This is a genomic window from Pseudomonas chlororaphis (assembly GCF_001921865.1).
In the GTDB taxonomy this organism is placed as follows: domain Bacteria; phylum Pseudomonadota; class Gammaproteobacteria; order Pseudomonadales; family Pseudomonadaceae; genus Aquipseudomonas; species Aquipseudomonas chlororaphis_D.
The window spans coordinates 208,049-232,543 of sequence record NZ_MSCT01000014.1; the positions used below are offsets into that span (position 1 = coordinate 208,049).

22 protein-coding genes and 1 tRNA gene are annotated in these 24,495 nt (G+C 64.9%); 15 read left to right on the top strand and 8 right to left on the bottom strand.

Annotated features, from left to right (window positions below; translation table 11 throughout):
• Positions 1-137 precede the first annotated feature (137 nt).
• The gene (locus BTN82_RS17380) at positions 138-860 is read left to right on the top strand and encodes a pirin family protein (protein ID WP_075120356.1); all 723 of its coding nucleotides are present in this window, start codon (positions 138-140) and stop codon (positions 858-860) included.
• Between the two features lie 337 nt (positions 861-1,197).
• On the opposite strand, the gene BTN82_RS17385 is transcribed toward BTN82_RS17380, so the two are convergent.
• Entirely contained in the window at positions 1,198-2,805 is a 1,608-nt protein-coding gene (locus BTN82_RS17385; protein WP_075120357.1) for an MFS transporter, read from the bottom strand.
• A gap of 404 nt (positions 2,806-3,209) precedes the next feature.
• On the opposite strand from BTN82_RS17385, the gene BTN82_RS17390 reads away from it, so the two are divergent.
• Positions 3,210-4,571: an OprD family porin gene (locus tag BTN82_RS17390; RefSeq protein ID WP_075120358.1), complete on the top strand. Its 1,362-nt coding sequence runs from the start codon at positions 3,210-3,212 to the stop codon at positions 4,569-4,571.
• 565 nt (positions 4,572-5,136) lie between these two features.
• Entirely contained in the window at positions 5,137-5,412 is a 276-nt protein-coding gene (locus tag BTN82_RS31895; protein WP_186828408.1) for a hypothetical protein, read from the top strand.
• 18 nt (positions 5,413-5,430) lie between these two features.
• Here BTN82_RS31895 and BTN82_RS17400 read toward each other — a convergent pair.
• The 5 genes from BTN82_RS17400 to BTN82_RS17420 all read right to left on the bottom strand — a co-directional run bounded on the left by BTN82_RS17400 (position 5,431) and on the right by BTN82_RS17420 (position 9,141).
• A tRNA-Gly gene (locus tag BTN82_RS17400) sits at positions 5,431-5,506 on the bottom strand.
• 63 nt (positions 5,507-5,569) lie between these two features.
• Positions 5,570-6,130, bottom strand: a complete 561-nt coding sequence (gene pgsA, locus BTN82_RS17405) for a CDP-diacylglycerol--glycerol-3-phosphate 3-phosphatidyltransferase (protein ID WP_075120360.1) — start codon at positions 6,128-6,130, stop codon at positions 5,570-5,572.
• A gap of 32 nt (positions 6,131-6,162) precedes the next feature.
• Positions 6,163-7,986, bottom strand: coding sequence for an excinuclease ABC subunit UvrC (uvrC, locus tag BTN82_RS17410; protein WP_075120361.1), 1,824 nt, complete (start codon positions 7,984-7,986; stop codon positions 6,163-6,165).
• Between the two features lie 2 nt (positions 7,987-7,988).
• Positions 7,989-8,630: a UvrY/SirA/GacA family response regulator transcription factor gene (gene uvrY / locus BTN82_RS17415; protein ID WP_009049615.1), complete on the bottom strand. Its 642-nt coding sequence runs from the start codon at positions 8,628-8,630 to the stop codon at positions 7,989-7,991.
• Positions 8,631-8,775: 145 nt separating this feature from the next.
• Positions 8,776-9,141, bottom strand: coding sequence for a helix-turn-helix domain-containing protein (locus BTN82_RS17420; RefSeq protein ID WP_075120362.1), 366 nt, complete (start codon positions 9,139-9,141; stop codon positions 8,776-8,778).
• Between the two features lie 81 nt (positions 9,142-9,222).
• Here BTN82_RS17420 and BTN82_RS17425 point away from each other — a divergent pair, with 81 nt between their 5' ends.
• The gene (locus BTN82_RS17425) at positions 9,223-9,453 is read left to right on the top strand and encodes a DNA-binding protein (protein ID WP_009044411.1); all 231 of its coding nucleotides are present in this window, start codon (positions 9,223-9,225) and stop codon (positions 9,451-9,453) included.
• Between the two features lie 38 nt (positions 9,454-9,491).
• Here BTN82_RS17425 and BTN82_RS17430 read toward each other — a convergent pair whose 3' ends face one another.
• Together BTN82_RS17430 and BTN82_RS17435 are read right to left on the bottom strand one after the other, a co-directional pair.
• Positions 9,492-9,938, bottom strand: coding sequence for a GNAT family N-acetyltransferase (locus BTN82_RS17430; protein ID WP_075120363.1), 447 nt, complete (start codon positions 9,936-9,938; stop codon positions 9,492-9,494).
• Entirely contained in the window at positions 9,935-10,693 is a 759-nt protein-coding gene (locus BTN82_RS17435; RefSeq protein ID WP_075120364.1) for a carbon-nitrogen hydrolase family protein, read from the bottom strand. The genes BTN82_RS17430 and BTN82_RS17435 overlap by 4 nt, the downstream gene beginning before the upstream one ends.
• Positions 10,694-10,851: 158 nt before the next feature.
• Here BTN82_RS17435 and BTN82_RS31595 point away from each other — a divergent pair, with 158 nt between their 5' ends.
• From BTN82_RS31595 to BTN82_RS17485, 11 genes are all read left to right on the top strand, one after another.
• A complete protein-coding gene (locus BTN82_RS31595; RefSeq protein ID WP_261792993.1) occupies positions 10,852-10,986 on the top strand; it encodes a hypothetical protein in 135 nt (44 codons plus the stop codon).
• Between the two features lie 347 nt (positions 10,987-11,333).
• Positions 11,334-12,425: a 3-deoxy-7-phosphoheptulonate synthase gene (locus tag BTN82_RS17440; RefSeq protein WP_075120365.1), complete on the top strand. Its 1,092-nt coding sequence runs from the start codon at positions 11,334-11,336 to the stop codon at positions 12,423-12,425.
• 266 nt (positions 12,426-12,691) lie between these two features.
• Entirely contained in the window at positions 12,692-12,973 is a 282-nt protein-coding gene (locus tag BTN82_RS17445; RefSeq protein WP_075120366.1) for a peptidylprolyl isomerase, read from the top strand.
• A gap of 135 nt (positions 12,974-13,108) precedes the next feature.
• Positions 13,109-14,977 (top strand): extracellular solute-binding protein, encoded by a 1,869-nt coding sequence (locus tag BTN82_RS17450; RefSeq protein WP_075120367.1) that lies wholly within the window; start codon positions 13,109-13,111, stop codon positions 14,975-14,977.
• On the top strand, positions 14,977-16,038 hold the full coding sequence (locus tag BTN82_RS17455) for a microcin C ABC transporter permease YejB (protein ID WP_075120368.1): 1,062 nt from the start codon (positions 14,977-14,979) through the stop codon (positions 16,036-16,038). Before BTN82_RS17450 ends, BTN82_RS17455 begins: the two co-directional genes overlap by 1 nt.
• Positions 16,038-17,060: an ABC transporter permease gene (locus tag BTN82_RS17460; protein ID WP_075120369.1), complete on the top strand. Its 1,023-nt coding sequence runs from the start codon at positions 16,038-16,040 to the stop codon at positions 17,058-17,060. The genes BTN82_RS17455 and BTN82_RS17460 overlap by 1 nt, the downstream gene beginning before the upstream one ends.
• Positions 17,061-17,102: 42 nt before the next feature.
• A complete protein-coding gene (locus BTN82_RS17465; protein ID WP_075120381.1) occupies positions 17,103-18,677 on the top strand; it encodes an ABC transporter ATP-binding protein in 1,575 nt (524 codons plus the stop codon).
• Between the two features lie 220 nt (positions 18,678-18,897).
• A complete protein-coding gene (locus tag BTN82_RS17470) occupies positions 18,898-20,316 on the top strand; it encodes a sigma-54 interaction domain-containing protein (RefSeq protein WP_075120370.1) in 1,419 nt (472 codons plus the stop codon).
• Positions 20,317-20,602: 286 nt separating this feature from the next.
• Positions 20,603-21,994, top strand: a complete 1,392-nt coding sequence (locus BTN82_RS17475; protein ID WP_075120371.1) for a GntP family permease — start codon at positions 20,603-20,605, stop codon at positions 21,992-21,994.
• Between the two features lie 7 nt (positions 21,995-22,001).
• Entirely contained in the window at positions 22,002-22,775 is a 774-nt protein-coding gene (locus BTN82_RS17480) for a 3-hydroxybutyrate dehydrogenase (RefSeq protein WP_075120372.1), read from the top strand.
• Positions 22,776-22,941: 166 nt separating this feature from the next.
• A partial coding sequence (locus BTN82_RS17485) for an acetoacetate--CoA ligase (protein ID WP_075120373.1) occupies positions 22,942-24,495 on the top strand: 1,554 nt, incomplete at its 3' end.

Below are 24,495 nucleotides of genomic sequence, written 5' to 3' on the forward strand. Positions count from 1 at the left end.
GAATACGTGATTTATCGCGAAAAAATTGTCAACCATAAAGGGACAGTATTTCGTTTTTGATCTACTTATTGCAAAAAAAGTAGACATTAACCTTCTCCTCAACCGGACGAATTCCCGTCCCGACAGGAGATTCCACCATGCTGACCCTTCGTAAAGCCTCTGATCGCGGCGCGGCCAACCACGGTTGGTTGAAGTCGTTCCACACCTTTTCCTTCGCCAACTATCGCAACCCGCGGGAACAGGGTTTTTCCGACCTGCTGGTGATCAACGACGATCGGGTCGCCGCCGACAAGGGGTTCGGCCAGCACCCGCACCGGGACATGGAGATTTTCTCCTATGTGCTCGAGGGTGCCCTGGAACACAAGGACACCCTGGGCACCGGTTCGGTGATCCGTCCCGGCGACGTGCAACTGATGAGCGCCGGCAGCGGCGTGGCGCACAGCGAGTACAACCACTCGGCCAGCGCCCCTGTGCACTTTTTGCAAATCTGGATAGTGCCGAACGTCAGCGGCGCCAAGCCGCGTTACCAGCAAGAGCATTTCAGCCCGCAGAAAAAACGCGGCCGCCTGCAACTGATCATCTCCCCCGAGGGGGCCGACGGCTCGCTGCAGGTTCGCCAGGACGCGCGGGTCTATGCCGGCCTGATTGACGGCCAGGAAAGCGCCACCCTGACACTCGACGCCAACCGCTACGCCTATGTGCATGTGGCCCGCGGCTCGGTCGACCTCAACGGCCTGAGCTTGCACGAAGGCGATGGCGTACGGGTCCGGGAGGAACAGGCGTTGACCTTGAGCCGCGGCGTCAATGCCGAAGTGCTGGTGTTCGATCTGCGGGCGCAGGAGCTGCCGCAGTTGTTCTGACCGACTGGTTTGTTCGGGCTTGCGGTCACGGTCGCCGATGTTGCGACGACCGGGGCTGCAAGCCCGAACTTGCAGCAGGCACAGGACGCCAAATCGCGAAGATGCGCGATACTTTCGAAAAACACTTCACGAATCAAAGAGAAAACCGTGCATGTCGCGCGTTTTTTTCGCGAGCAAGCTCGCTCTTACAAGGGGTGGGCGCATCACCTGACAACACATAAGTTTATGTAGCCGCTGCCGAGCCCGCAGGGCCTCGGCGGCCGTCGAATCTCCGCGAGCATACCGCTCGTATGCAGCCTGCGGCAGCGGCTACAGGGCACGGGAACGCCACGCTCCTTCAGCCCTGCCCTTTGAGGAAATGGCGGATCCGGATCTCCACCCCTTCGCTCTGAAAACGCCGGGCGGCCGCCTCGATCTTCAGCTCGGCGCGAGTTACCCGCCCATGGTGGCGCAAGTGGCCGACCCAGGACTCGTCGAAGAAAAGCTCGCACCACAAGCGCGGATTTTCACTGTCCTGCAGCAGGCACCAGGAAAACGAACCGTTGCGCTGGCGCATGCGCCGCACCGGGTTCATCGCCAGCTGGAAGGCCTGGGCGTGTTCGGGGGCGATGTCGTACTCCAAGCTGACCATCACCGGCCCGCGCTCCTGGTCCAGGTCGTCGCCGAGCAGCGGTTGCGGCCAGTGCAACGACGGCGCCAGGTCTTCGGCACTGCGCTGGGGCAAGCCAACGCGCCAGGTCAGCCCGACCCCGGCCAGCAGCACCGCTGCCGCCGCGCTCAGCGCCACGCTCATGGACAACTGGCTGGCCACCCAACCCCAGAGCAACCCGCCCAGGGCCATGCTGCCGAAGAACATCAGGATATACACCGCCAGCGCCCGCGCCCGTACCCAGGCCGGCACCGAAGTCTGGGCCGCCACCTGAAAACTCGACAGCACCGCGATCCAGGCGCCGCCGCTGATCAGCATCACCGGGATCAACAGATAGAAGTCGCGCAGCCAGGCCAGGGCGAACAACACCAGGGCGTAGATCACGCTGGCCAGCGCTACCAGGCGGTCCACCGCGATGCGCTGGCGCAGCCGTGGCAACAGCATCGCCCCCAGCACGGCGCCGAGGCCGACACTGCCGAGCAACACGCCGAACTGGGTCGCGCTGCCCTGCAACTCGCCACGCACGATCAACGGCAGCAAGGACATGCCCGCGCTGGCGCCAAAGAAGAACCCCAGGGTGCGAACCAGTACCCGTTGCAGAGGGTGGGAACTGCAGGCGTAGCGCCAACCCACGCGAATCGCGCTGAACAGGCGCTCCGCCGGCAACACCGCGACCTTCGGCTCGCGCCGCCAGCAGGCGAGCACGGCGATCACCGCGAAGAACGACAGCGCGTTCACCGCGAAAGTCGCCCAGGGTCCCGCCAGGCTCACCAGGACCCCGGCGATGGCCGGGCCCACCGCGCGCGCCACATTGGTCCCGACGCTGCTCAAGGCGATGGCCGCGGGCAATTCGCCGGCGGGCACCAGCTCCGGGGTCAGGGCCGACCAGGCCGGCATCATCAGGGCCGTGCCAATGCCCATGGCCAGGGTCAACAGCAGCAGCAACGGCACCGTCATCAGACCGCTGAGGGTCAGGAACGCCAGCAGCATGGCGATGCTGGCCATCCAGCCCTGCACCAGCAACAGGTAACGGCGCTTGTCGACGATGTCGGCCAGCGCCCCCGCCGGCAGCGCGAGGAAAAACATCGGCGCCGCGGCGGCCACCTGCACCAGCGCCACCGTCATCGGGCTGGCCGACAGCGAGGTCATCAGCCAGCCAGCGCCCACCTCATGCATCCAGGTGCCAATGTTCGAGGCGATGCTGGCCAGCCACAGCCCGCGAAACAGGCCATTCTTCAGCGGGCTCCAGGGCGAAAGGGAGGTCGCGCCTTGAGCGGTATCGAGGGTCTTTTTCATGACAATCCTTGAGTCGTGGGAAGCGGTTTGAAGTACGGCCCCAGCGGGGCTTGCGTCGAGAACGATCGCCGGGCGGTAGCCGGAAGGTGACTGACACGATCCTGTGGCTGTCGATTGCCGAAGGGGCCGCCAGCGTGCTCCGCGGCGAGAGGGGTTGGCCCGTAGCAACCCGCCACGGGTAAAACCCGGCAGGCGCGCCACGCCATCCTCCCCGCATTCGCGCCCCCGAAACGCCCGAAAGCAGCACAGCCGTACAATCCTCGCGCCGCGTAACACGCAACCATTCCTCGCCTTGATCCGATGGTCACGCCAAGCGGACGCGGACTGATCGAATCCCTGCCGCCCTCTGCCGGCAGCGATACCACCCGCGTCCTGGACAACTCACTTTCACGCGGGAAATAAGCATGTCGCCTGTATCGAAAAACCTCAGCGCGCCGGGGCCAGCGAACGTCTCGCTGAAACCGCTCTGGCTGCTTGCCCTGCTCACCGGCAGCACCGCGCCAGCGATGGCGGCGCAGAACGCGCAAGACATTCCCGGCTTTCTCGAAGGGGCGAGTCTTGAAGTGCTCAGCCGCAACTTCTACCTCAACAACGACTATCGATCCCCTGCCCCGTCCGGCAAGAGCTACACCAAGGAATGGGCCCAGGGCTTCATCGCCACGTTCGAGTCCGGTTTCACCCCCGGCGCCATCGGCGTGGGGATCGACGCCCATGGCTTCCTGGGCTTGAAACTGGACGGTGGCAAAGGGCATTCCGGAACGGGCCTGTTGCCACTGGACCATGACGGACGCGGCGAAGACAGCTACTCCAGTGCCGGCGGCGCGCTGAAACTCAAGGCCTCGCGAACCACCTTGACGCTCGGTGAAATGACCGTGGCGACCCCGGTGTTCGACACCGCCGACAAACGCCTGCAACCGGAATACGCCAGCGGCCTGCTGCTCTCCAGCCGCGAGTTCGAGGGGGTCGAGTTGCAGGCCGGTCATTTCAACGCCTTCAAGAACCAGGACGCCTCGACCCGCGAGGGCGACTTTACTGGCTACGGGGCAACGACCCGCCACGCCAGCATCGGCTTCATCGGCGCCGACCTGTTCACCGACCAGGCGCTGGGTGGCGCCCTCTACGCCTCGGAGCTGAGCGATACCTGGCGCCAGTACTACGCCAACCTGCATGCCAGCCTTGGCCAGCTGTTCCTCGACGGCAACCTGTACCACACCCGCGACCAGGGCCGGGCCGAGGCCGGCGCCATCGACACCACGGCCTACAGCCTCTCCGGCAAATACCGGATCGATGCCCAGGCGTTCACCCTGGGCTACCAGAAAATCCACGGCGACACGCCCTTCGATTTCGTCGGCGGCGACTCCATCTACCTCGCCAACTCGATCAAGTACGCCGACTTCAACGGCCCGGGCGAACGCTCCTGGCAAGCCCGTTACGACCTCGACCTGGGCGTCCTGGGCATTCCCGGCCTGAGCTTCATGGCCCGTTACGTGAGCGGCCGCGGTATCGACGGCAGCCATGCGCCCCAAGGCGGCGCCTACAACCCCTTCGATGCCGACAGCGGCACCTACAACCCGCAACAGGGCCGGGGCGGACGCCATTGGGAACGCGACCTGGACCTGCACTACATCGTGCAAGCGGGCCCGGCCAAGGACCTGTCGCTGCAACTGTCCCATGTCAGCCACCGGGCCAACAGCGCCCAGGCCGGCGACGACATCGACCGGTTGTACATCGTCATCCAGTACCCGCTCAAGCTCGGGCCTTTCTGATGCCGGGCCACGGGCCGCGCCCCGGAGAGGCCCTTCGGCAGCGGCCCAACCCCTGACCCACGGCGCGGGCCGGTCGCGCGACAGGCCGCCGAACCGGCACCTGGAATTGATGAAGCCGTGCGCCGGATGAATGTCGTTAGCCATAGCGACCACCTTGTATCCACGAAGAGAGCCAGACTCCAGGCCCGCACCGGCCGCGCCAACAGCCACGGGGCGCACAACACGGTCTTGCTCAAGGCCTGGGCGATACTCGGGTAGCGAGGGTTTTCTCGAGGAGTTCGATGACCCCGTTGATACGACTGGAACGGCGAGGGTTGGACAGACGCAGTCCCTTGACGCAAGTACCGACGGCGCCGGGTTTAGCCTGGTACAGCTCCAGCCCGGATCAGCCACGCCGCGCCGGCATCGTCGCGCTGCTGGGCAGGCAGACGCCCGCCGATGAATAGCCGCCACGGCGCACGGCTTCAACGACCCTCTTCAACGCGAGCAACGTGTCCATAAGCCGATTCCGAGAGCGAAAAATGAATCGAAGGACTATGCCCGAGGGCGCAATGAGGTGTCTTGTATGGTTGTGCTCAAGCGCCGGGCCCATCTTCGCCATATCGCCCACACCATGGCATGGCAGGCTGGCGCGCAGGACGCATGCGACGAGACATCGACAGAGGGCATGGACGGCGCGGGCAATGCGTCGGCCGTCTTCATCCATTCGATCTCCGCCTGGGACGTTCGACCGAAGAAGCGCTTAGGATGCAGAGGGAACGCAGTAGATGTCAGGAGAATACGACACAAACGAAAAAAGGACCCGAAGGTCCTTTTTGCGATCGCCGTTGAATTCGATTGAGCTCTACGACGCTATGTTTGGAGCGGGAAACGAGACTCGAACTCGCGACCCCGACCTTGGCAAGGTCGTGCTCTACCAACTGAGCTATTCCCGCGTCTTGGTGGTGTGCATTCTATAGAAATTCGAAACTGCGTCAACCCCTTGATTCAAAAAAGTTTTATTTCTTTTCCACATCGGTCTTCAGATGCGGCCAGGCGGCGCGCAGGTATTGCAGCATGGACCACAGGGTGAGCCCCGCCGCGATCAGCAACAACGCATAACCCAGCAGTACCCAGAAGGTGAAGGCTGACGGGTTGGCCAGCAGGATCACCAGCGCCAGCATCTGCGCGGCGGTTTTCCATTTGCCCATGTTCGATACCGCCACTTGCGCGCGGGCACCGATTTCAGCCATCCACTCGCGCAGGGCGGAGACGACGATTTCGCGTCCGATGATCACCGCCGCCGGCAGGGTCAGCCACAGGTTGCCGTGTTCCTGCACCAGCAGCACCAGGGCCACCGCCACCATCAACTTGTCGGCCACCGGATCGAGGAAAGCCCCGAACGGCGTGCTCTGTTCCAGGCGCCGCGCCAGGTAGCCATCGAGCCAATCGGTGGCCGCGGCGAACGCGAACACGGAACTGGCGGCCATGTAGCTCCAGCTATAAGGCAGGTAAAACAGCAAAATGAAGATCGGGATGAGCAGAACGCGTAGAACGGTGATCAGATTAGGGATATTCATCGGCACAACTGGCTACGAGGTGAGTTGGCATTCTACTCGCTGTGCAGGTTTGCATAAATCAACTCAGCGAGCTTTTTACTGATCCCCGGTGCTTTGGCGATCTCGTCGATGCTTGCACGAGACAGCTCCTGCAATCCACCAAAATGTTTCAGCAGGTCGCGGCGGCGCTTGGGGCCGACGCCGGCCACGCCTTCGAGGGTCGACGTGCGGCGGGTCTTGCCGCGGCGCGCGCGGTGCCCGGTGATGGCAAAACGGTGGGCCTCGTCGCGGATCTGCTGGATCAAGTGCAGCGCCGGCGAATCGCCCTTGAGGGTGAACTCATGGGCCGCGTCGTTGAGGTACAGGGTCTCGAAACCGGCCTTGCGCGTCGCGCCCTTGGCCACGCCCAACAGGATCAGGTCGGGCACCGCCAGCTCGTTGAGCACATCGCGGGCCATGGACAACTGGCCCTTGCCGCCGTCTACCAGGAGGATGTCCGGCAGCTTGCCCTCGCCCTCCTTGAGCTTGCTGAAGCGTCGGGTCAGGGCCTGGTGCATCGCCGCATAGTCGTCGCCGGCGGTCACGCCTTCGATGTTGTAGCGCCGGTAATCGGACTTCAGCGGCCCTTCCGGCCCGAACACCACGCAGGAGGCCACGGTCGCCTCGCCGCTGGAGTGGCTGATGTCGTAGCACTCCAGGCGTTGCGGCGGCTCGTCGAGGTTCAGCACTTCGGCCAGGGCCTCGAAACGCGCCGCCACATGCTGACGGTTGGCCAGGCGCGCGCTCAAGGCCTGTTCGGCGTTGGTCACCGCCAACTGCTGCCAGCGCGCCCGCGTACCGCGCACCCGGTGGCTGATGCTCAGTTCGCGGCCGCGCAACTCCTGGATGCCGGCGATCAACGCCGGGAAATCCTCGTGGACCACGTTGACGATCAGCTCGCTGGGCAGGTCGCGTTCCGGGCTGCTGAGAAAATACTGGCCGAGGAACGCCGACATGACCTCGGCCACTTCCTCCTCGATGCCCACCTGGGGAAAGAAGTTCTTGCTGCCCAGCACCCGCCCGCCACGCACGCTGATCAGGTGCACGCAGGCGCCGCCCGGGTTGACGAACGCCGCGACCACGTCCACGTCGCCGCTGCCGCCTTCCATGCTCTGCTGGTCCTGCACCCGCCGCAGCAGGGAAATCTGGTCGCGCAGCTCGGCGGCTTTCTCGAAGTCCAGGGTCGCGGCCGCTTGCTCCATGCCGCTCGACAGCTCGTCGCTCAGGGCATTGCTGCGGCCTTCGAGGAACATCACCGAGTGGCGCACATCTTCGGCGTACACCGGGGCCTCCACCAGGCCGACGCACGGCGCCTTGCAGCGCTTGATCTGATATTGCAGGCACGGCCGGGTGCGATTCTTGTAGTAGCTGTCTTCGCACTGGCGGACCATGAAGGTCTTTTGCAGCAGGCTCAGGCTCTCACGGATGGCCCCGGCACTGGGGTACGGCCCGAAGTACTTGCCCTTCTGCTTCTTCGCCCCGCGATGGATGCTGAACCGCGGAAACTCGCCGTCGGACAGGAACACATAGGGATAGGACTTATCGTCGCGCAACAGGATGTTGTACGGCGGCCGCCATTCCTTGATCAGCGTCTGCTCGAGCAGCAGGGCCTCGGTTTCGTTGGCGGTGATGGTGGTTTCGATCTGTGCGATGCGCCCCACCAGGGCGGCGGTCTTGGGCGCCAGGCCGGTCTTGCGAAAGTAACTGGCCAGGCGGTTCTTCAGGTTCTTGGCTTTACCGACGTAGAGCAGACGCGCATCGCTGTCGAACATGCGATACACGCCGGGGCGGCCACTGCAGGTGGAAAGAAAGGCACTCGGATCGAACGGTTCGGTCATCGTCAGGCGCTGGCGTCGACCATGCCGTGGCGGACCGCCAGCAACGTCAGTTCGACATCGCTGCTGATCGAGAGCTTCTCGAAGATACGGTAACGGTAGGTATTCACGGTTTTCGGGGACAGACACAACTTGTCTGAAATGATCTGCACTTTCTGGCAACCGACGATCATCAGCGCAATCTGGATCTCCCGCTCCGACAAGGCATCGAACGGCGACTCGCTGGACGGCTGGAAGGACTTGAACACCAGTTGCTGGGCAATTTGCGGGCTGATGTAACGCTGGCCGGCAAACACCAGACGGATGGCCTGGACCATTTCGTTGAGACCCGCGCCCTTGGTCAAGTAGCCCGCCGCGCCGGCTTGCAGCAAGCGGGTCGGGAACGGATCTTCCTCACACACAGTGACGGCCACGACTTTGATATCCGGATGACTGCGCAACAATTTGCGCGTGGCTTCAAGACCGCCGATCCCGGGCATCTTGACGTCCATCAGAACCACATCGGGTTTCAACTCCCGGGCCTTGAGCAGGGACTCCTCCCCTGACTCGGCCTGACCGACCACTTGCAGGCCATCGATGTCAGCCAGCATTCGTGTAATACCTGTACGAACGAGATCATGGTCATCGACTACTAGCACCCTAATCAAGCAGACACCTCGCGATATGGTCTTTATAGGTTGCCGGACACCTTAGCAAAAAAGCAGCGTGCTGAGCTAATGACAAACGCCATATAAAAGCCGCTGTTCGCGCGAAATATCCGGCAGGGGGTAAGTACACTGCGAACGCCCTGCCCTAAGGCTCTCGGGTGTTCGCCCTGGTTTTCAAGAGGCTGCAAACCGAGCGCTCGGCAAGGGTCGTGGTCAGGTGGCAGATTGCATCCTGATCCTCCTTGTACAGCGCCCGATAGCTGACGAGGATTCGCTCCTCGCACTGACTGAGGTTTTCGGCCCGGGCCGGGGTCCGTCTGCCGGTGACGATATAGAGGACGTCGGCCCCCTTGACCGCCACCCGCGACAGATAATCCGCCTTGGGTACCCGGTCTCCACTTTCGTATCTGCCTTGGGCATTGGCTTCCACGCCGCCAACTTCACCAAATTTTTTCTGCGACAACCCCAGGCGTTCCCTTTCCTGTCTTAACCGCGCGCCGATTCCACTCATTTGGATGTATGATCCTTTTTTATGCACCCCTAGGGGTGTTACACCCTTCAAGCATTGAACAAATTTGAACGGTTTTGAACTATGCCCGGTATCCGCACTGCCGCACAAGCCAAGGCCTGGCTTGAACATCAAGGTAAATCGGTTCAACAGTTCGCCCGTGAACACGGGGTCGATCCAGCCACCACCTACCAGGTCCTGGCCGGTCGCAAGAAAGGACGCCGCGGAGAAGCGCACAAGGTGGCGGTCTTGCTGGGCATGAAAGACGGCATCATCCTGGCCGAGCCCGAAGGCCCCGACCAGGCGCCCGCCTGATCTGCAAATCCCCCCGTCGCTGAAGCAGAATCACGCTGCTACTCATCCGCGGCACTGCCGCGTTCCATCCGCAGAAAACACTCGTCCTCGCCAACCACCTCCAACCCCATCCGCCGATAGAGCGCCTGCGCCGGGTTGTCCTTGAACACCGTCAAACGCAGCAGCCCGCGCCGTTCGTCACGCGCCATCGCCAACACCTGCGTGATGGTCCAGGCTCCCGCGCCCTGCCCGCGATACGCCTCGAGCATATGCAGTTCGCGGATGTACAACGCCTTGGCATCGCGGCTCAGGCTGACGAAACCCTGCACCGCGGCGCCCTGGCAGATCAGCAGGTTCCTGCGCCCGGCCCAGGCCACGTCGAAACCTTCATCCAGCCACAACAGATCATGGCGGATGTAGTAACCCAGCATGGTGCTGCGGGTCAGGTCACGGGCGAAAACCAGGTCCTGCGCGGCGCTGGCCGGCCGTAGCTCCAGACCGTTCAAAGCCCTTCGACCTTCGCCTGGGCGCCACTCCAGCGACCGGCGTCGCGCCGGGCGATCAGCAGCATGTCGCCAGTGCCCGCCGCCGCCACGATCAAGCGGCCATCGGGGCCCCAGATCGCGCTGCGCCCGGCCGACACCCAGCCCCCGGTCGGCCCGCCGTGGTTGGCCATCAGCACCAGCATGGCGTGTTCCGCGGCATAGCCTTGCAACAGCGCGCTGTCGGCGGCGTAACCCTGCTCGCCAATCAACACCCCGGCCGCATAGATGCTGGCTCCAGACCGCGCCGCAGCCCGCGCGTGGCTGGCCTGGGAGAAATCGGCGCAGACCGCCAGGGCCATCCGCTCCTCGGCCAGTGCCAGGTTCGCGCCGCCCACTCCCGGCGTGAAGACCTGCTCCTCGCCGGCATGCAGGTGCTGCTTGCTGTACACCGCCAGCGACCCGTCGGCCGCCAGCACCAGGGCGCCGATCAACAGCGGCCCCGCGGCGGACAGGCGGATCGGCATGCCCACCACCGCGGTCACGCCCAGCTCCCGGGCCAGTTCGCGCAGCGGCTGCAGCAGCGGGCTGTCCGGCACTATCGCCAACTCGGCCGCCAGCGTCGGTTCGTAACCGGTCAGGGACAGCTCGGGAAACACCAGCCATTGCACGCCCTGCGCGGCAGCGGCGCGGATGAAGGCCAGGTGCCGGGCGATATTGCCCGGCAGGTCCCCGGCGATGGCAATCGATTGAGCGGCAGCGAGGGTCAGCGTGGTCATGATCGGTCCTGGAGGAGCGCAAATGAGGGCGCGGCGAGTGTGTCATAAAACGCCGAGGCGCTTAACTCATAGGCGGCGACTGGCAACGCGATAGGATTTTCTGATTGAACCGCGCCCCCGGCCTCTAGTAAGCTCGCCCCACTTCACGGAGAAACAGCATGTCGTCCCTCACCCTTTCCTCGCATCGCCACACCGCCAACGCCTCGTGCGCAGGTTTGGCTGCCTGGGTGAAAAACGCCAACGCAACCGTCAGCTTTTATTTTGGGTATTGGTTTAGCCACTGGCGCGCCTGATACCCAAACGGCGCCCACTTCAACGGGTCGCCTACCAGAGAAAATCTCACCCCCGGTCGGCCTCCCGACCGGGGGTTTTGTTTTTCTGGGCCGAAGATTTTCAACCACGACTTTTTGCGACACCGAACTTAACGAGGATTCAAACCATGAACTACGCCACTTATTACCGTTACGACCTGTACAGCGCCTGGCGATTTAGCAGCCTCCGTTCGGGACAGCCTGCCGCCTCCGACCGGTCACCTGCTGGTGGCAAAAACAGCTGCATCACGAATCCGGCCAATTGTCGAACACCCCAGTAGGGCCGCGCGCGGGGAAACCACCCGCCGCCCGCCCAGGAAGCCTTGAACATGAATTCGTCCGTCTCCGCTCTGCCACTGTCCACCCGCGACTGCGCCAACGAAACCCTGAGCCAGCGCCTGCCCAGCTCGCTTGAACTCAAGCAGCAACTGCCGTTGAGCACCGCCCTCGGCCAACAAGTCGCCGCCCATCGCCAAGCGGTGCGCGCCATCCTCAACGGTGAAGACTCGCGCTTGCTGGTCGTCGTCGGTCCCTGCTCGATTCACGACCCACAGTCCGCCCTGGAATACGCCGCTAATCTCGCCCGCCTGGCCACCGATGTCAGCGACGAGCTGCTGCTGGTGATGCGCGCCTACGTCGAAAAACCCCGCACCACCGTGGGCTGGAAAGGCCTGGCCTACGACCCGCGCCTGGACGGCAGCGACGACATGGCCGGCGGCCTGACCCTGTCCCGCGAGCTGATGCGCGAGATGCTGCGCCTGGGCCTTCCGATCGCCACCGAGCTGCTGCAACCCATGGCCGCCGGCTACTTCGACGACCTGCTGAGCTGGGTCGCCGTCGGCGCGCGCACCACCGAATCGCAGATCCACCGGGAAATGGCCAGCGGCCTGGGCATGCCCGTGGGCTTCAAGAACGGTACCGACGGCGGCGTCGGCATTGCCTGCGACGCCATGCGCTCGGCGGCGCACCCGCACCGTCACTTCGGCGTCGACAGCCAGGGCCATCCGGCGGTGATCCAGACCCCGGGCAACCCCGACACCCACCTGGTGCTGCGCGGCGGCCATCGCGGCCCGAACTACGACCGCCAGAGCGTGGCCCAGGTGCAGCACGACTTGCACAAGCTGAAGATCCCGGCGCGGATCATGGTCGATTGCAGCCATGCCAACAGCGGCAAAGACCCGTTGCGCCAACCGGCGGTGTTCAACGAAGTGCTGGAGCAGCGCCTGCAGGGCGACGGAACGCTGGTCGGGGTGATGCTGGAAAGCCATCTGTTCGAGGGGTGCCAGCCGCTGAGCCCGACCCTGCGCTACGGGGTTTCGGTGACGGACGGTTGCCTGGGCTGGGACGCCACCGAGCAGTTGCTGCGCAACGCCGCCCGTCAGCTGCGCGACAAGCGGCAACAGGTTCCGGCCTCTGCCTGAGCTGTAGGAGCGGAGCTTGCCCGCGATGAACGGTGACGCGGTGTGACTGTTGCTCCGCGTCGCCTGCATCGCGGGCAAGCCTCGCTCCTACACAACCCCACTCTCTCCGTAGCCGCTGCCGCAGGCTGCGATAAGACCCGCAGGGTCTTCGATGATATCGCCGCGCTGCCGACGATCCGACGCTGCAACGCCTTGACGGAACTTTGACAAGAAATAGGCTACACAATCCGGTAGGCTCACCACTTTCTTGAAAGGAGCAACTCCCCATGGCCAAAGCCACTGCCCGTCACATCCTGGTTGCCAGCGAAGCCAAGTGCAACGAACTGAAAGCCGAGATCGAAGCCGGCGCCGACTTCGCCGACGTCGCGAAGAAGAACTCCACCTGCCCGTCCAGCCGCGACGGCGGCAACCTGGGCTCGTTCGGTCCGGGCCAGATGGTCAAGGAATTCGACACCGTGGTGTTCAGCGCCCCGGTCAACGTCGTGCAAGGTCCGGTGAAGACCCAGTTCGGTTACCACCTGCTGGAAGTCACCAGCCGCCAGGACTGATCCTGTCGCGATGCGCATGAACGACGGCCCGCCCTTTGGTGGGCCGTTGCGTTTGGGCTACCGCCCGCGCTGGTCAGCAGCGCGCCGGTAGCGTACAAATCGTGGTCATCGATCACCCGGCTCTTAAGGCTGACAATGCGACTGCTTTTCCCCTCCGCGCTATTCACCGCCCTGGCCCTGCTGCTGGGGGCCGCGAGTGTCGACGCCGCACCGCAACACGCCCTGACCGTCTACGGCGAACCGGCCAAGTACCCCGCGGGTTTCAGCCACTTCGCCTACACCAACCCCCAAGCGCCCAAAGGCGGCAGCCTGCGCCGCTCGGCCATCGAGATCGGCCGCTTCGACCATGTGCTGCCCTACATCGACAAAGGCATCGGCGTCTCGCAACTCGACGGCTACATCTATTCGCCCCTGGCCCAGCGCTCGCTCGACGAGCCCTACACCGTCTACGGCCTGGTGGCGCAAAAGATGGAGCGCGCCGACGACGGCCTGTGGCTGCGCTTCTATATCAACCCCAAGGCGCGTTTCGCCGACGGTGTGCCGATCACCGCCGAAGATGTGCGCTACACCTACAACCTGCTGATGACCCAGGGCAGCCTGCGCTATCGCACCCAGTTCGCCGATGTGAAGGACGTCCAGGTCGAGTCGCCACAGGTGATCCGCTTCGACTTCAAGAACAACGAAAACCGCACCCTGCCCCTGGATATCGCGACCCTGCCGGTGCTGCCCGAGCACTGGTGGAAGAGTCGCGACTTCGCTGGCGGCGGCGGTTACGAAGCGCCCCTGGGTAGCGGCCCGTACAAGGTGAGCAAGGTCGACAACGGCAACAGCATCACCTTCGCCCGTGACGCCGACTGGTGGGGCAAGGACCTGCCGGTCAGCCGCGGCCTGTACAACTTCGACCGTTTCAGCATCGAGTATTTCGGCGACACCGACGTCGCCCGCCAAGTGCTGCGCGGCGGCGCCTACGACTACAACCGCGAGTTCTCCGCCACCGGCTTTTCCATCGGCTACGCCGGCCCGGCCCTGGACGACGGCCGCCTGCAAAAGGCCCACCTGGCCAAGGAAGCGCCGCAACCGGCCCAGGGTTTCGTGTTCAACCTGCAAAAGCCGATGTTCCAGGACCGCCGGGTGCGCCAGGCCCTGGCCATGCTCTGGGATTTCGAGTGGAGCAACCGGCAGATGATGCGCGACCTGTACATCCGCCAGCAGAGTTTCTTCTCCAACAGCGCCCTGGCCGCCCGGGCCTTGCCCGACGCCGAGGAGCTGAAAATCCTCGAACCGCTGCGCGGGCAGGTCCCCGACGAAGTCTTCGACCAGGTCTTCGAGGCGCCGAAAACCGACGGCAGCGGCCTGATCCGCGACAAGCAGCTGCAAGCCCTGGCCTTGCTCGAAGCCGCCGGCTGGAAACCCGACGGCGACACGCTGGTGAACGCCGACGGCGAGCCGCTGCGCTTCACCTTCCTCAACAGCCAGAACGGCATCGAGCGTCTGCTGCTGCCCTACAAGCGCAACCTGGCGCAGATCGGCATCACCCTGGAGATCCGCCGCATCGACTCCTCGCAGTACGTCAACCGGCTGATGGCCCGCGACTACGACATGATCGTCACCGGCTACCCGGTGACCACCTCGCCGGGGCTGGAACTGTACAACTACTTCGGCTCGGCGGCGGCCAACGACCCCGGCTCCAGCAACCTGATGGTGCTGAAGAACCCCGCGGTGGACAGCCTGATCACCGGCCTGGTCAAGGCCACCACCCAGCCGCAAATGCTACGCTACGCCCATGCCCTGGACCGGGTGCTGCAATGGAATTACTACTGGATCCCCAACTACTACCCACCAGGCACCTCCACCGTGTGGTGGAACCGCTTCGGCATGCCGGCCATTCCCGCGAGCAATGACGAAGCCATCGAAAGCTGGTGGGAAATGAGCCCCACGCCCCTGACCAACGAGCAGATGGCGGCCGAACGCATCCAGCGCGGCAAACCCGGAGGAGCGCACTGATGCTGGCCTATATCCTGCGGCGCCTGCTGCTGATCGTGCCGACGCTGCTGATCATCCTGCTGGTCAACTTCGCCATCGTCCAGGCTGCGCCCGGCGGCCCGGTGGAACAGGCCATCGCCCGCCTGCAAGGCATCGGCGGGGGCGGCAACCTCGGCGGTTCCAGCGACACTATCAGCGGCAACTCCCGGGCCAGCCGCGGCCTCGACCCGCAGCTGATCAAGGACATCGAGAAACAGTACGGCTTCGACAAGCCGGCCCACGAACGCCTGTGGCTGATGCTCAAGAGCTATGCGCAGCTGGACTTCGGCAAGAGCTTCTTCCGCGGCGCCACGGTCACCGAACTGATCCTGCAGAAGATGCCGGTGACCCTCTCCCTCGGGCTCTGGGCCACGCTGATCACCTACCTGGTGTCGATCCCCCTGGGGATTCGCAAGGCGGTGCGCCACGGCAGCCATTTCGATATCTGGAGCAGCACCGCGATCGTCATCGGCTACGCCATGCCGGCGTTCCTGTTCGCCATGTTCCTGATCGTGGTGTTCGCCGGCGGCACCTCGCTGAACTGGTTCCCGGTGCGCGGGCTGGTCTCGGACAACTTCGAGCAACTGAGCACCGTCGGCAAGATCGCCGATTACTTCTGGCACCTGGTGCTGCCGGTGACCTCCCTGGTGATCGGCGGCTTCGCCACCCTGACCATCCTCACCAAGAACTCGTTCCTCAACGAGATCACCCGCCAGTACGTGGTCACCGCCCGGGCCAAGGGCCTGAGCGAGCGCCGGGTGCTGTACGGCCATGTGTTCCGCAACGCCATGCTGCTGGTGGTATCGGGGATTCCCCAGGCCTTTATCAGCGTGTTCTTCGCCGGCTCCCTGCTGATCGAGGTGATCTTCTCCCTCGACGGCCTCGGGCGCATGAGCTACGAAGCCGCGGTGTCGCGCGACTACCCGGTGGTGTTCGGCTCGCTGTTCATCTTCACCCTGTTCGGCCTCTTGATAAAACTCGTCGGCGACCTCTGCTACACCCTGGTCGACCCGCGGATCGACTTCGCCGCGAGGAACGCCTGATGCTCACGCTCTCCCCGCTGGCGCGTCGGCGCTTCGAACGGTTCAAGAAAAACCGCCGCGGCTGGTGGTCGCTGTGGCTGTTCATCGGCCTGTTCGCCCTGACCCTGGGCGGCGAGCTGATCGCCAACGACAAACCGCTGGTGGTCAGCTACCAGGGCTCGCTGTATTTCCCGGTGTTCAAGCGCTACACCGAGCAGGAGTTCGGCGGCCAGCTGCCGTTCCAGGCCGACTATCGCAGTGACTACGTGCAGCAGCTGATCCGCCAGGACGGCGGCTGGCTGCTGTTCCCGCCGATCCCGTTCAGCGAAGACACGCCCAACTACGACCTCAGCCGCCCCGCGCCGAGCCCGCCGAGCGCGGTCAACTGGCTGGGCACCGACGACCAGGCCCGCGACGTGCTGGCCCGGGTGATCTACGGCGCCCGGGTGTCGATCCTGTTCGCCCTGGCGCTGACTGCCATCAGCGCGCTGATCGGCATCGCCGCCGGCGCCCTGCAAGGCTATTACGGCGGCTGGGTCGACCTGCTGGGCCAGCGCTTGCTGGAGGTCTGGTCGGGGCTGCCGGTGCTCTACCTGCTGATCATCCTGTCCGGTTTCGTCGAGCCGAACTTCTGGTGGCTGCTGGGGATCATGGCGCTGTTTTCCTGGCTGGCCCTGGTCGACGTGGTGCGCGCCGAGTTCCTGCGCGGACGCAATCTGGAGTACGTCAAGGCTGCCCGCGCCCTGGGCCTCAACGACCGCAAGGTGATCGTGCGGCACATCCTGCCCAACGCGATGAACGCGACCCTGAGCTACCTGCCGTTCATTCTCACCGGGGCGATTTCCACCCTCACCGCCCTGGACTTCCTCGGCTTCGGCATGCCCGCCGGCAGCGCCTCCCTGGGCGAGCTGATCGGCCAGGGCAAGCAGAACCTGCAAGCGCCGTGGCTGGGCCTGACGGCATTTTTCACCCTGGCGCTGATCCTCTCGCTGCTGGTGTTTATCGGCGAGGCGCTGCGCGATGCCTTCGATCCACGCTCTTGAGCCGCGCTCTTGAACCACGACCTTGATCAAGCGAATGCCGAAATGACCGACCCCCTGATCGAAATCCGCAACCTCAACGTCGCCTTCGGCGCGCAGCAAGTGGTGCGCGACCTGTGCCTGGATATCCGCCCCGGCGAGTGCCTGGCGCTGGTCGGCGAGTCGGGCTCGGGCAAGTCGGTGACCGCCCACTCGATCCTGCAACTGCTGCCCGACTGCGACACCCGCAGCAGCGGCAGCATCCGCTACCGCGGCCAGGAGTTGCTCGGCGCCGACGCCAAGACCTTGCAGAAGCTGCGCGGCGACCGCATCGCCATGATCTTCCAGGAGCCGATGACCTCGCTCAACCCGCTGCACAGCATCGAAAAACAGATCGGCGAAACCCTGCTGCTGCACAAGGGCCTGGGCGGCAAGGCGGCCCAGGCGCGGATCCTCGAACTGCTGCGCCTGGTGGGCATCCAGAAACCCGAGGAACGGCTCAAGGCCTATCCGCACCAGCTTTCCGGCGGCCAACGGCAGCGGGTGATGATCGCCATGGCCCTGGCCTGCGAGCCGGAACTGCTGATCGCCGACGAGCCGACCACCGCGCTGGACGTGACCGTGCAGCGCAAGATCCTGCTGCTGCTCAAATCCCTGCAACAGCGCCTGGGCATGTCGCTGCTGCTGATCAGCCACGACCTCAACCTGGTGCGCAGCATCGCCCAGCGCGTCTGTGTGATGAAGGCCGGGCAGATCGTCGAGCAGGCGCCGTGCGAAACCCTGTTCAACGCGCCGCAACACCCGTATAGCCGAGTACTGCTCAACGCCGAGCCGGAAGGCGAAGCGCTGCCCCGGGACGAGCGCGAAGTGGTGCTGCAGGTGGACGACCTCAGCGTCGAGTTCCAGATCGGCGGCGGGCTGTTCCAGCGCAAGCGCTACCTGCGCGCGGTGGACGGCATCAGCCTGAGCCTGCAACGGGGCAAGACCCTGGGCATCGTCGGCGAGTCCGGCTCGGGCAAGTCCACGCTCGGCCAGGCGATCCTGCGCCTGCTGGATTCCGAAGGCAGCATCCGCTTCCAGGGCGAGGCGCTGGACGGCCTCGACCAGAAGCAGCTACGGCCCTGGCGCAAACAGATGCAGGTGGTGTTCCAGGACCCGTTCGGCAGCCTCAGCCCGCGGATGTCGGTGCAGCAGATCATCAGCGAAGGCCTGGAAGTGCACAGCCGCCTTACTGCCCAGCAGTGCGAGCAGCAGGTGATCCAGGCCCTGGAAGAAGTCGGCCTCGACCCGGCCAGCCGCCATCGCTACCCCCACGAGTTTTCCGGCGGCCAGCGCCAGCGCATTGCGATTGCCCGCGCGTTGGTGCTCAAGCCGGCGCTGATCCTGCTCGACGAGCCGACCTCGGCCCTGGACCGCACGGTGCAGAAACAGGTGGTGGCGCTGCTGCGCCAGCTCCAGGAGCGGCACGGCCTGACCTACCTGTTCATCAGCCACGACCTGGCGGTGGTCCGTGCCCTGGCCCACGACATGATCGTGATCAAGGACGGCAAGGTGGTCGAACGCGGCCCCAGCCACGACGTGTTCGACGCGCCGCAACATCCCTACACCCAGGAGCTGCTGGCCGCCGCCCACCCCGGCTGACCCGGCTCGTTCCGACAAAAGCGACACCCTGTAGCCGCTGCCGAGCCCGCGAGGCTGCGTAAGACCCGCAGGGTCTCCGACGGTCGCAAGATCGTTGCGAGCGTGCCGCTCGTACGCAGCCTGCGGCAGCGGCTACAGGGTTGGCGTTGGCCACCACAGTCGCGTCGACGCGGGGATTCCCGGCATAATCGGCGCCGCGCTTCCCTCAGGACTCCAGCCCATGAACGACACCGAAAACCTCAAGGATTACCAGCGGGTCCGGCAACTGGCGATCCGCTCGCTGTTCGAGATCATCGAGCAGTCCAGCGAGGGCACGGTGATCGTCGACCGCGACGCGAATATCGTCTGGATGAACGAACGCTACGCCCGGCGCTTTGGCCTGGAGTCGGCGGCGTTCGCCATCGGCAAGCCCTGCGAGAGCGTGATCCCCAGCAGCCTGCTGCGCGAGGTGGTGCGCACCGGCCGGCCGATTCTGCTGGACATGCAAGACACGCCGAAGGACCCGCTGGTGGTCATGCGCCTGCCGATCCACGACGATGCCGGGGCGGTGATCGGCGCCATCGGCTTCGCCCTGTTCGACGAGCTGCGCAGCCTGTCGCCGATGCTCAAGCGCTACCTGAGCATGCAGGAAGAACTGGCTTCCACGCGTTCGCTGCTGCGGGCGCGACAGACCAAATACAACTTCGCCCACTTCATCGGCACCAGCGCCGCCAGCCTGGAAGTCAAGCGCCGCGCCCGACGCAGCGCCAGCACCGACTCGCCGGTGCTGCTGCAAGGCGAGACCGGCACCGGCAAGGAACTGCTGGCCCAGGCCATCCACGCCGCTTCGCCGCGAGCGCACAAGGCCTTCGTCAGCATCAACAGCGCGGCGATTCCCGAAGCCCTGCTGGAGGCCGAATTCTTCGGCACCGCCCCCGGCGCCTTCACCGGCGCCGACCGCAAGGGCCGCGCCGGCAAATTGCAGATCGCCCAGGGCGGCACGCTGTTTCTCGACGAGATCGGCGACATGCCCCTGCCCCTGCAAAGCAAGCTGCTGCGGGTGCTGCAAGAAAAAGAGTTCGAGCCGGTGGGCTCCAACGAGGTGATCCAGAGCGACGTGCGGGTGATCGCCGCCACCTCCACCGACCTGGAGGCGGCGATCAAGCGCGGCGAATTCCGCGCCGACCTGTACTACCGCCTCAACGTGCTGCCGATCCAGGTGCCGCCGCTGCGCGAACGCCTGGACGACCTGCCGGCCCTGAGCGAAGCCATTCTCGAAGAACTGCGCAGCCAGCACGAATTGGCCCCCGACGCCCTGGCCCTGCTCGGCCAACACGCGTGGCCGGGCAATATCCGCGAGCTGCGCAACGTGCTGGAGCGCGCCGCCCTGCTCAGCGACGACCTGATGCTCAACGTTGTCGACCTGCGCGCGGCCATCGGCAGCTTCAGCCCGGTGCCGCGCGCCGCCAGCGCGCCCAACGCCGAGGCCCTGCCCAACCAAACCTTCGCCGCCGCCCGCGAGCGCTTCGACCGGCAATTGATCGAGACGACCCTGGCCCAATGCGGCGGCAAGGTCATTGAAGCCGCGGCGCGCCTGGGGCTGGGGCGTTCGACCTTGTACAAGAAGATGGCGGCGTTGGGGATCGAAGAGTCTCGATAAAGAGACAATCGTCTCCACAGAGAGAAAGAGCCAGCGCTTCGCGCTGATCGCGGGCAAGCCTCGCTCCTATAAGAGCCCTGCACACTTCTGTAGGAGCGAGGCTTGCCCGCGATGGCGTCCTCAAGCCCGAAAAATGTCTCAAAACAGAGACAAAACCCTGCACCGCCACCAAAAAAAATACAAAATAACTTACATTTCAATAACTTAACGACATGGCACAAAACTCGCTATAGCCCCTCTCCACACGCTTCACCCCACAAAAATAACAATCCTGGAGAGACACACCATGAGTGTGATCATTGCCCTGGCAGCCCTCGCGCTGTTGATGCTGGCTGCCTACCGCGGCTACAGCGTCATTCTCTTTGCCCCCATCGCCGCCCTCGGCGCCGTGCTGCTCACCGACCCTTCCGCCGTCGCCCCCGCGTTCACCGGGGTGTTCATGGAGAAAATGGTCGGCTTCATCAAGCTGTACTTCCCGGTGTTCCTGCTCGGCGCGGTGTTCGGCAAGTTGATCGAGCTGTCGGGCTTCTCCCGTTCGATCGTCGCCGCGGCCATCCGCCTGCTCGGCACCCGCCAGGCCATGCTGGTGATCGTGCTGGTCTGCGCCCTGCTGACCTACGGCGGCGTGTCGCTGTTCGTGGTGGTGTTCGCGGTCTACCCGTTCGCCGCCGAGATGTTCCGCCAGAGCAACATCCCCAAGCGCCTGATCCCGGCGACCATCGCCCTCGGCGCGTTCTCCTTCACCATGGACGCCCTGCCCGGCACCCCGCAGATCCAGAACATCATCCCCAGCACCTTCTTCAACACCACCGCCTGGGCCGCGCCCTGGCTCGGGCTGATCGGCACCATTTTCGTGTTCTGCGCCGGCATGCTGTTCCTCCAGCGCCAGCGCAACAAGGCGCACAAAGCCGGCGAAGGCTATGGCACCGAGCTGCGCAACGAGCCGGAAACCGCCGCCGACATCCAGCTGCCCAACCCCTGGATCGCCCTGTCGCCGCTGTTGCTGGTGGGCCTGATGAACCTGCTGTTCACCCACTGGATTCCCCAGTGGTACGGCAAGACCCACAGCCTGGCCCTGGCCGGCATGGCCGCCCCGGTGCAGACCGACGTAGCCAAGCTCACCGCCATCTGGGCGGTCCAGGCGGCCTTGCTGGTGGGCATCGTCATGGTCCTGGTGTTCGGCTTCTCGGCCATTCGCAGCAAGCTCGCCGAAGGCAGCAAGAGCGCGGTCAGCGGCGCGCTGCTGGCGGCGATGAACACCGCCTCGGAATACGGTTTCGGCGCGGTGATCGCCTCCCTGCCGGGCTTCCTGGTGCTCTCGGATTGGCTGAAAAGCATCCCCAACCCGCTGGTCAACGAAGCCATCACCGTGACCCTGCTGGCCGGCATCACCGGTTCCGCCTCGGGCGGCATGAGCATCGCCCTGGCGGCCATGTCCGAGACCTTCATCAGCGCCGCCCACGCCGCCAACATCCCGCTGGAAGTGCTGCACCGGGTGGCCGCCATGGCCAGCGGCGGCATGGACACCCTGCCGCACAACGGCGCGGTCATTACCCTGCTGGCCGTCACCGGGCTGACCCACCGCGAGGCCTACAAGGACATTTTCTGCATTACCCTGATCAAGACCCTGGCGGTCTTCGTCGTCATCGCCACTTTCTACGCCACCGGCATTGTGTGAGGTATCCATGAGCAATCTTGCGGGCAAGACCGCCCTCGTCACCGGCTCCACCAGCGGCATTGGCCTAGGCATAGCCCTGAGCCTGGCCAAGGCCGGCGCCGACCTGATCCTCAACGGTTTCGGCGATACCTCGAAGGTGATTGCCGAGGTGCGACAATTCGGCGGCAAGGTCGGCCATCACCCGGCCGACGTCAGCGACCCGGCGCAGATCGCCGACATGCTGGCCTACGCCGAGCGCGAGTTCGGCGGCGTCGATATCCTGGTCAACAACGCTGGCATCCAGCACGTGGCGGCGGTCGAGGAATTCCCCGTGGAGCGCTGGGATTCGATCATCGCCATCAACCTGTCGTCGGTGTTCCACAGCACCCGCCTGAGCCTGCCGGGCATGCGCGCCAAGGGCTGGGGGCGGATCGTCAATATCGCCTCGGTGCACGGCCAGGTCGGTTCGGTGGGCAAGGCCGCCTATGTGGCGGCCAAGCACGGGGTGATCGGCCTGACCAAGGTGGTCGGCCTGGAAACCGCCGCCAGCAACGTCACCTGCAACGCCATCTGCCCGGGCTGGGTGCTGACCCCGCTGGTGCAGAAACAGATCGACGATCGCGCCGCGGCCGGGGTCGACCCGCAACAGGCGCGGCACGATCTGCTGGCGGAAAAACAGCCGTCGCTGGAGTTCGTCACCCCTGCGCAGTTGGGCGAGCTGGTGCTGTTCCTGTGCAGCGAAGCCGGCAGCCAGGTGCGCGGCGCGGCGTGGAATATCGACGGCGGCTGGCTGGCCCAGTAGAACGCGATCTGTAGCCGCTGCCGCAGGCTGCGATCGGCTCCGCAGGAGACGTGTTCTTCAAGGCCCCGGAAGGCGCTACGCGCCTTATCGCAGCCTTCGGCAGCGGCTACAGGGCATACGGCATTAGAATCGGTTTGCGTGCAATAAGAACAACAAGAGGCATCCCATGTCCGAAATACTCTGGCAACCCAGCGCCGAGCGCATCAGCAAGACCCGCATGGAAGCCTTCCGGCGCCTGGTCAACCACCGTCACGACCTCGACCTTGCCGACTTTCCCGCCCTGCACCAGTGGAGCATCGACCAGCGCGAAGCCTTCTGGCAGGCCGTCGTCGATTTCTTCGACGTCGAGTTTCAGACGCCGCCCAGCGCCGTGCTGGTCGAAGACCGCAGCATGCCCAGCGCCCGCTGGTTTCCCGGCGCCACCCTGAACTTCGCCCAGCACCTGCTCAAGCGCCGCGACGACGGCGTCGCGGTGGTGGCGATCAACGAGAACGGCCAGCGCGAACAGCTGACCTGGCGGCAACTGGCGGACCATGTCGCCGGCCTGCAACGCAGCCTGCAAGCTGCCGGCGTCGGCCTTGGCGACCGGGTCGCGGCCTGCATGCCCAACACCTGGCAGACCCTGGTGGGCATGCTCGCCACCACCAGCATCGGGGCCATCTGGTCCTGCTCCTCGCCGGACTTCGGCACCCAGGGGGTGATCGACCGTTTCGGCCAGATCGAACCCAAGGTACTGATCACCTGCGCCGGCTACCGCTATGCCGGCAAGCCGATCGACCAGAGCGCCAAGCTCAACGAAATCCTCGAACGCCTGCCGTCCCTGCAACAGCTGATCGTGGTGCCTTACGCCCGGCCCGAGGCCCGCGTCGAAGACTTCCGCACCCAGGCAGGGGTCAGCCTGTGGGAAGACTTCTACTGCCCCGGCGGCGAGCCGGAATTCGTCGCCGTGCCCTTCGCCCATCCGCTGTACATCCTCTATTCCAGCGGCACCACCGGCGTGCCCAAGTGCATCGTCCACAGCACCGGCGGCGTGCTGTTGCAGCACCTCAAGGAGCACGGCCTGCACAGCGACCTGCACCCCGGCGAGGTGCTGTTCTACTACACCACCTGCGGCTGGATGATGTGGAACTGGCTGGTCTCCGGCCTGGCGGTGGGCGCCAGCGTGCTGCTGTACGACGGCTCGCCGTTCCACCCGGGGCCCGAGCACCTGGTGAACCTGATCGACCAGGAACGCATCACCGTCTTCGGCACCAGCCCCAAGTACCTGGCCGCCCTGGAGAAGGCCGGCCTGCAGCCGCGCCGCAGCCATTCCCTGGCCAGCCTCAAGACCCTGCTGTGCACCGGTTCACCGCTGTCGCCGCAAAGCTACGACTACGTCTACCGCGAATGGAAACAGGACCTGTGCCTGGCCTCGATGTCCGGCGGCACCGATATCGTGTCCTGCTTCGTCATCGGCAACCCGCTGACTCCGGTGCGCCGCGGCGAGATGCAGGGCAAGAGCCTGGGCATGGCCATCGAGGTGTGGAACGACCAGGGTCGGCCGGTGATCGGCGAAAAAGGCGAGCTGGTGTGCACCCGGCATTTCCCGGCCATGCCCATCGGCCTGTGGCACGACCCTGGCCAGGAGAAGCTGCGCGCGTCCTACTTCAGCCAGTTCCCCGGGGTCTGGGCCCAGGGCGACTACGCCGAACAGCTGCCCCACGGCGGCTGGCTGATTCAC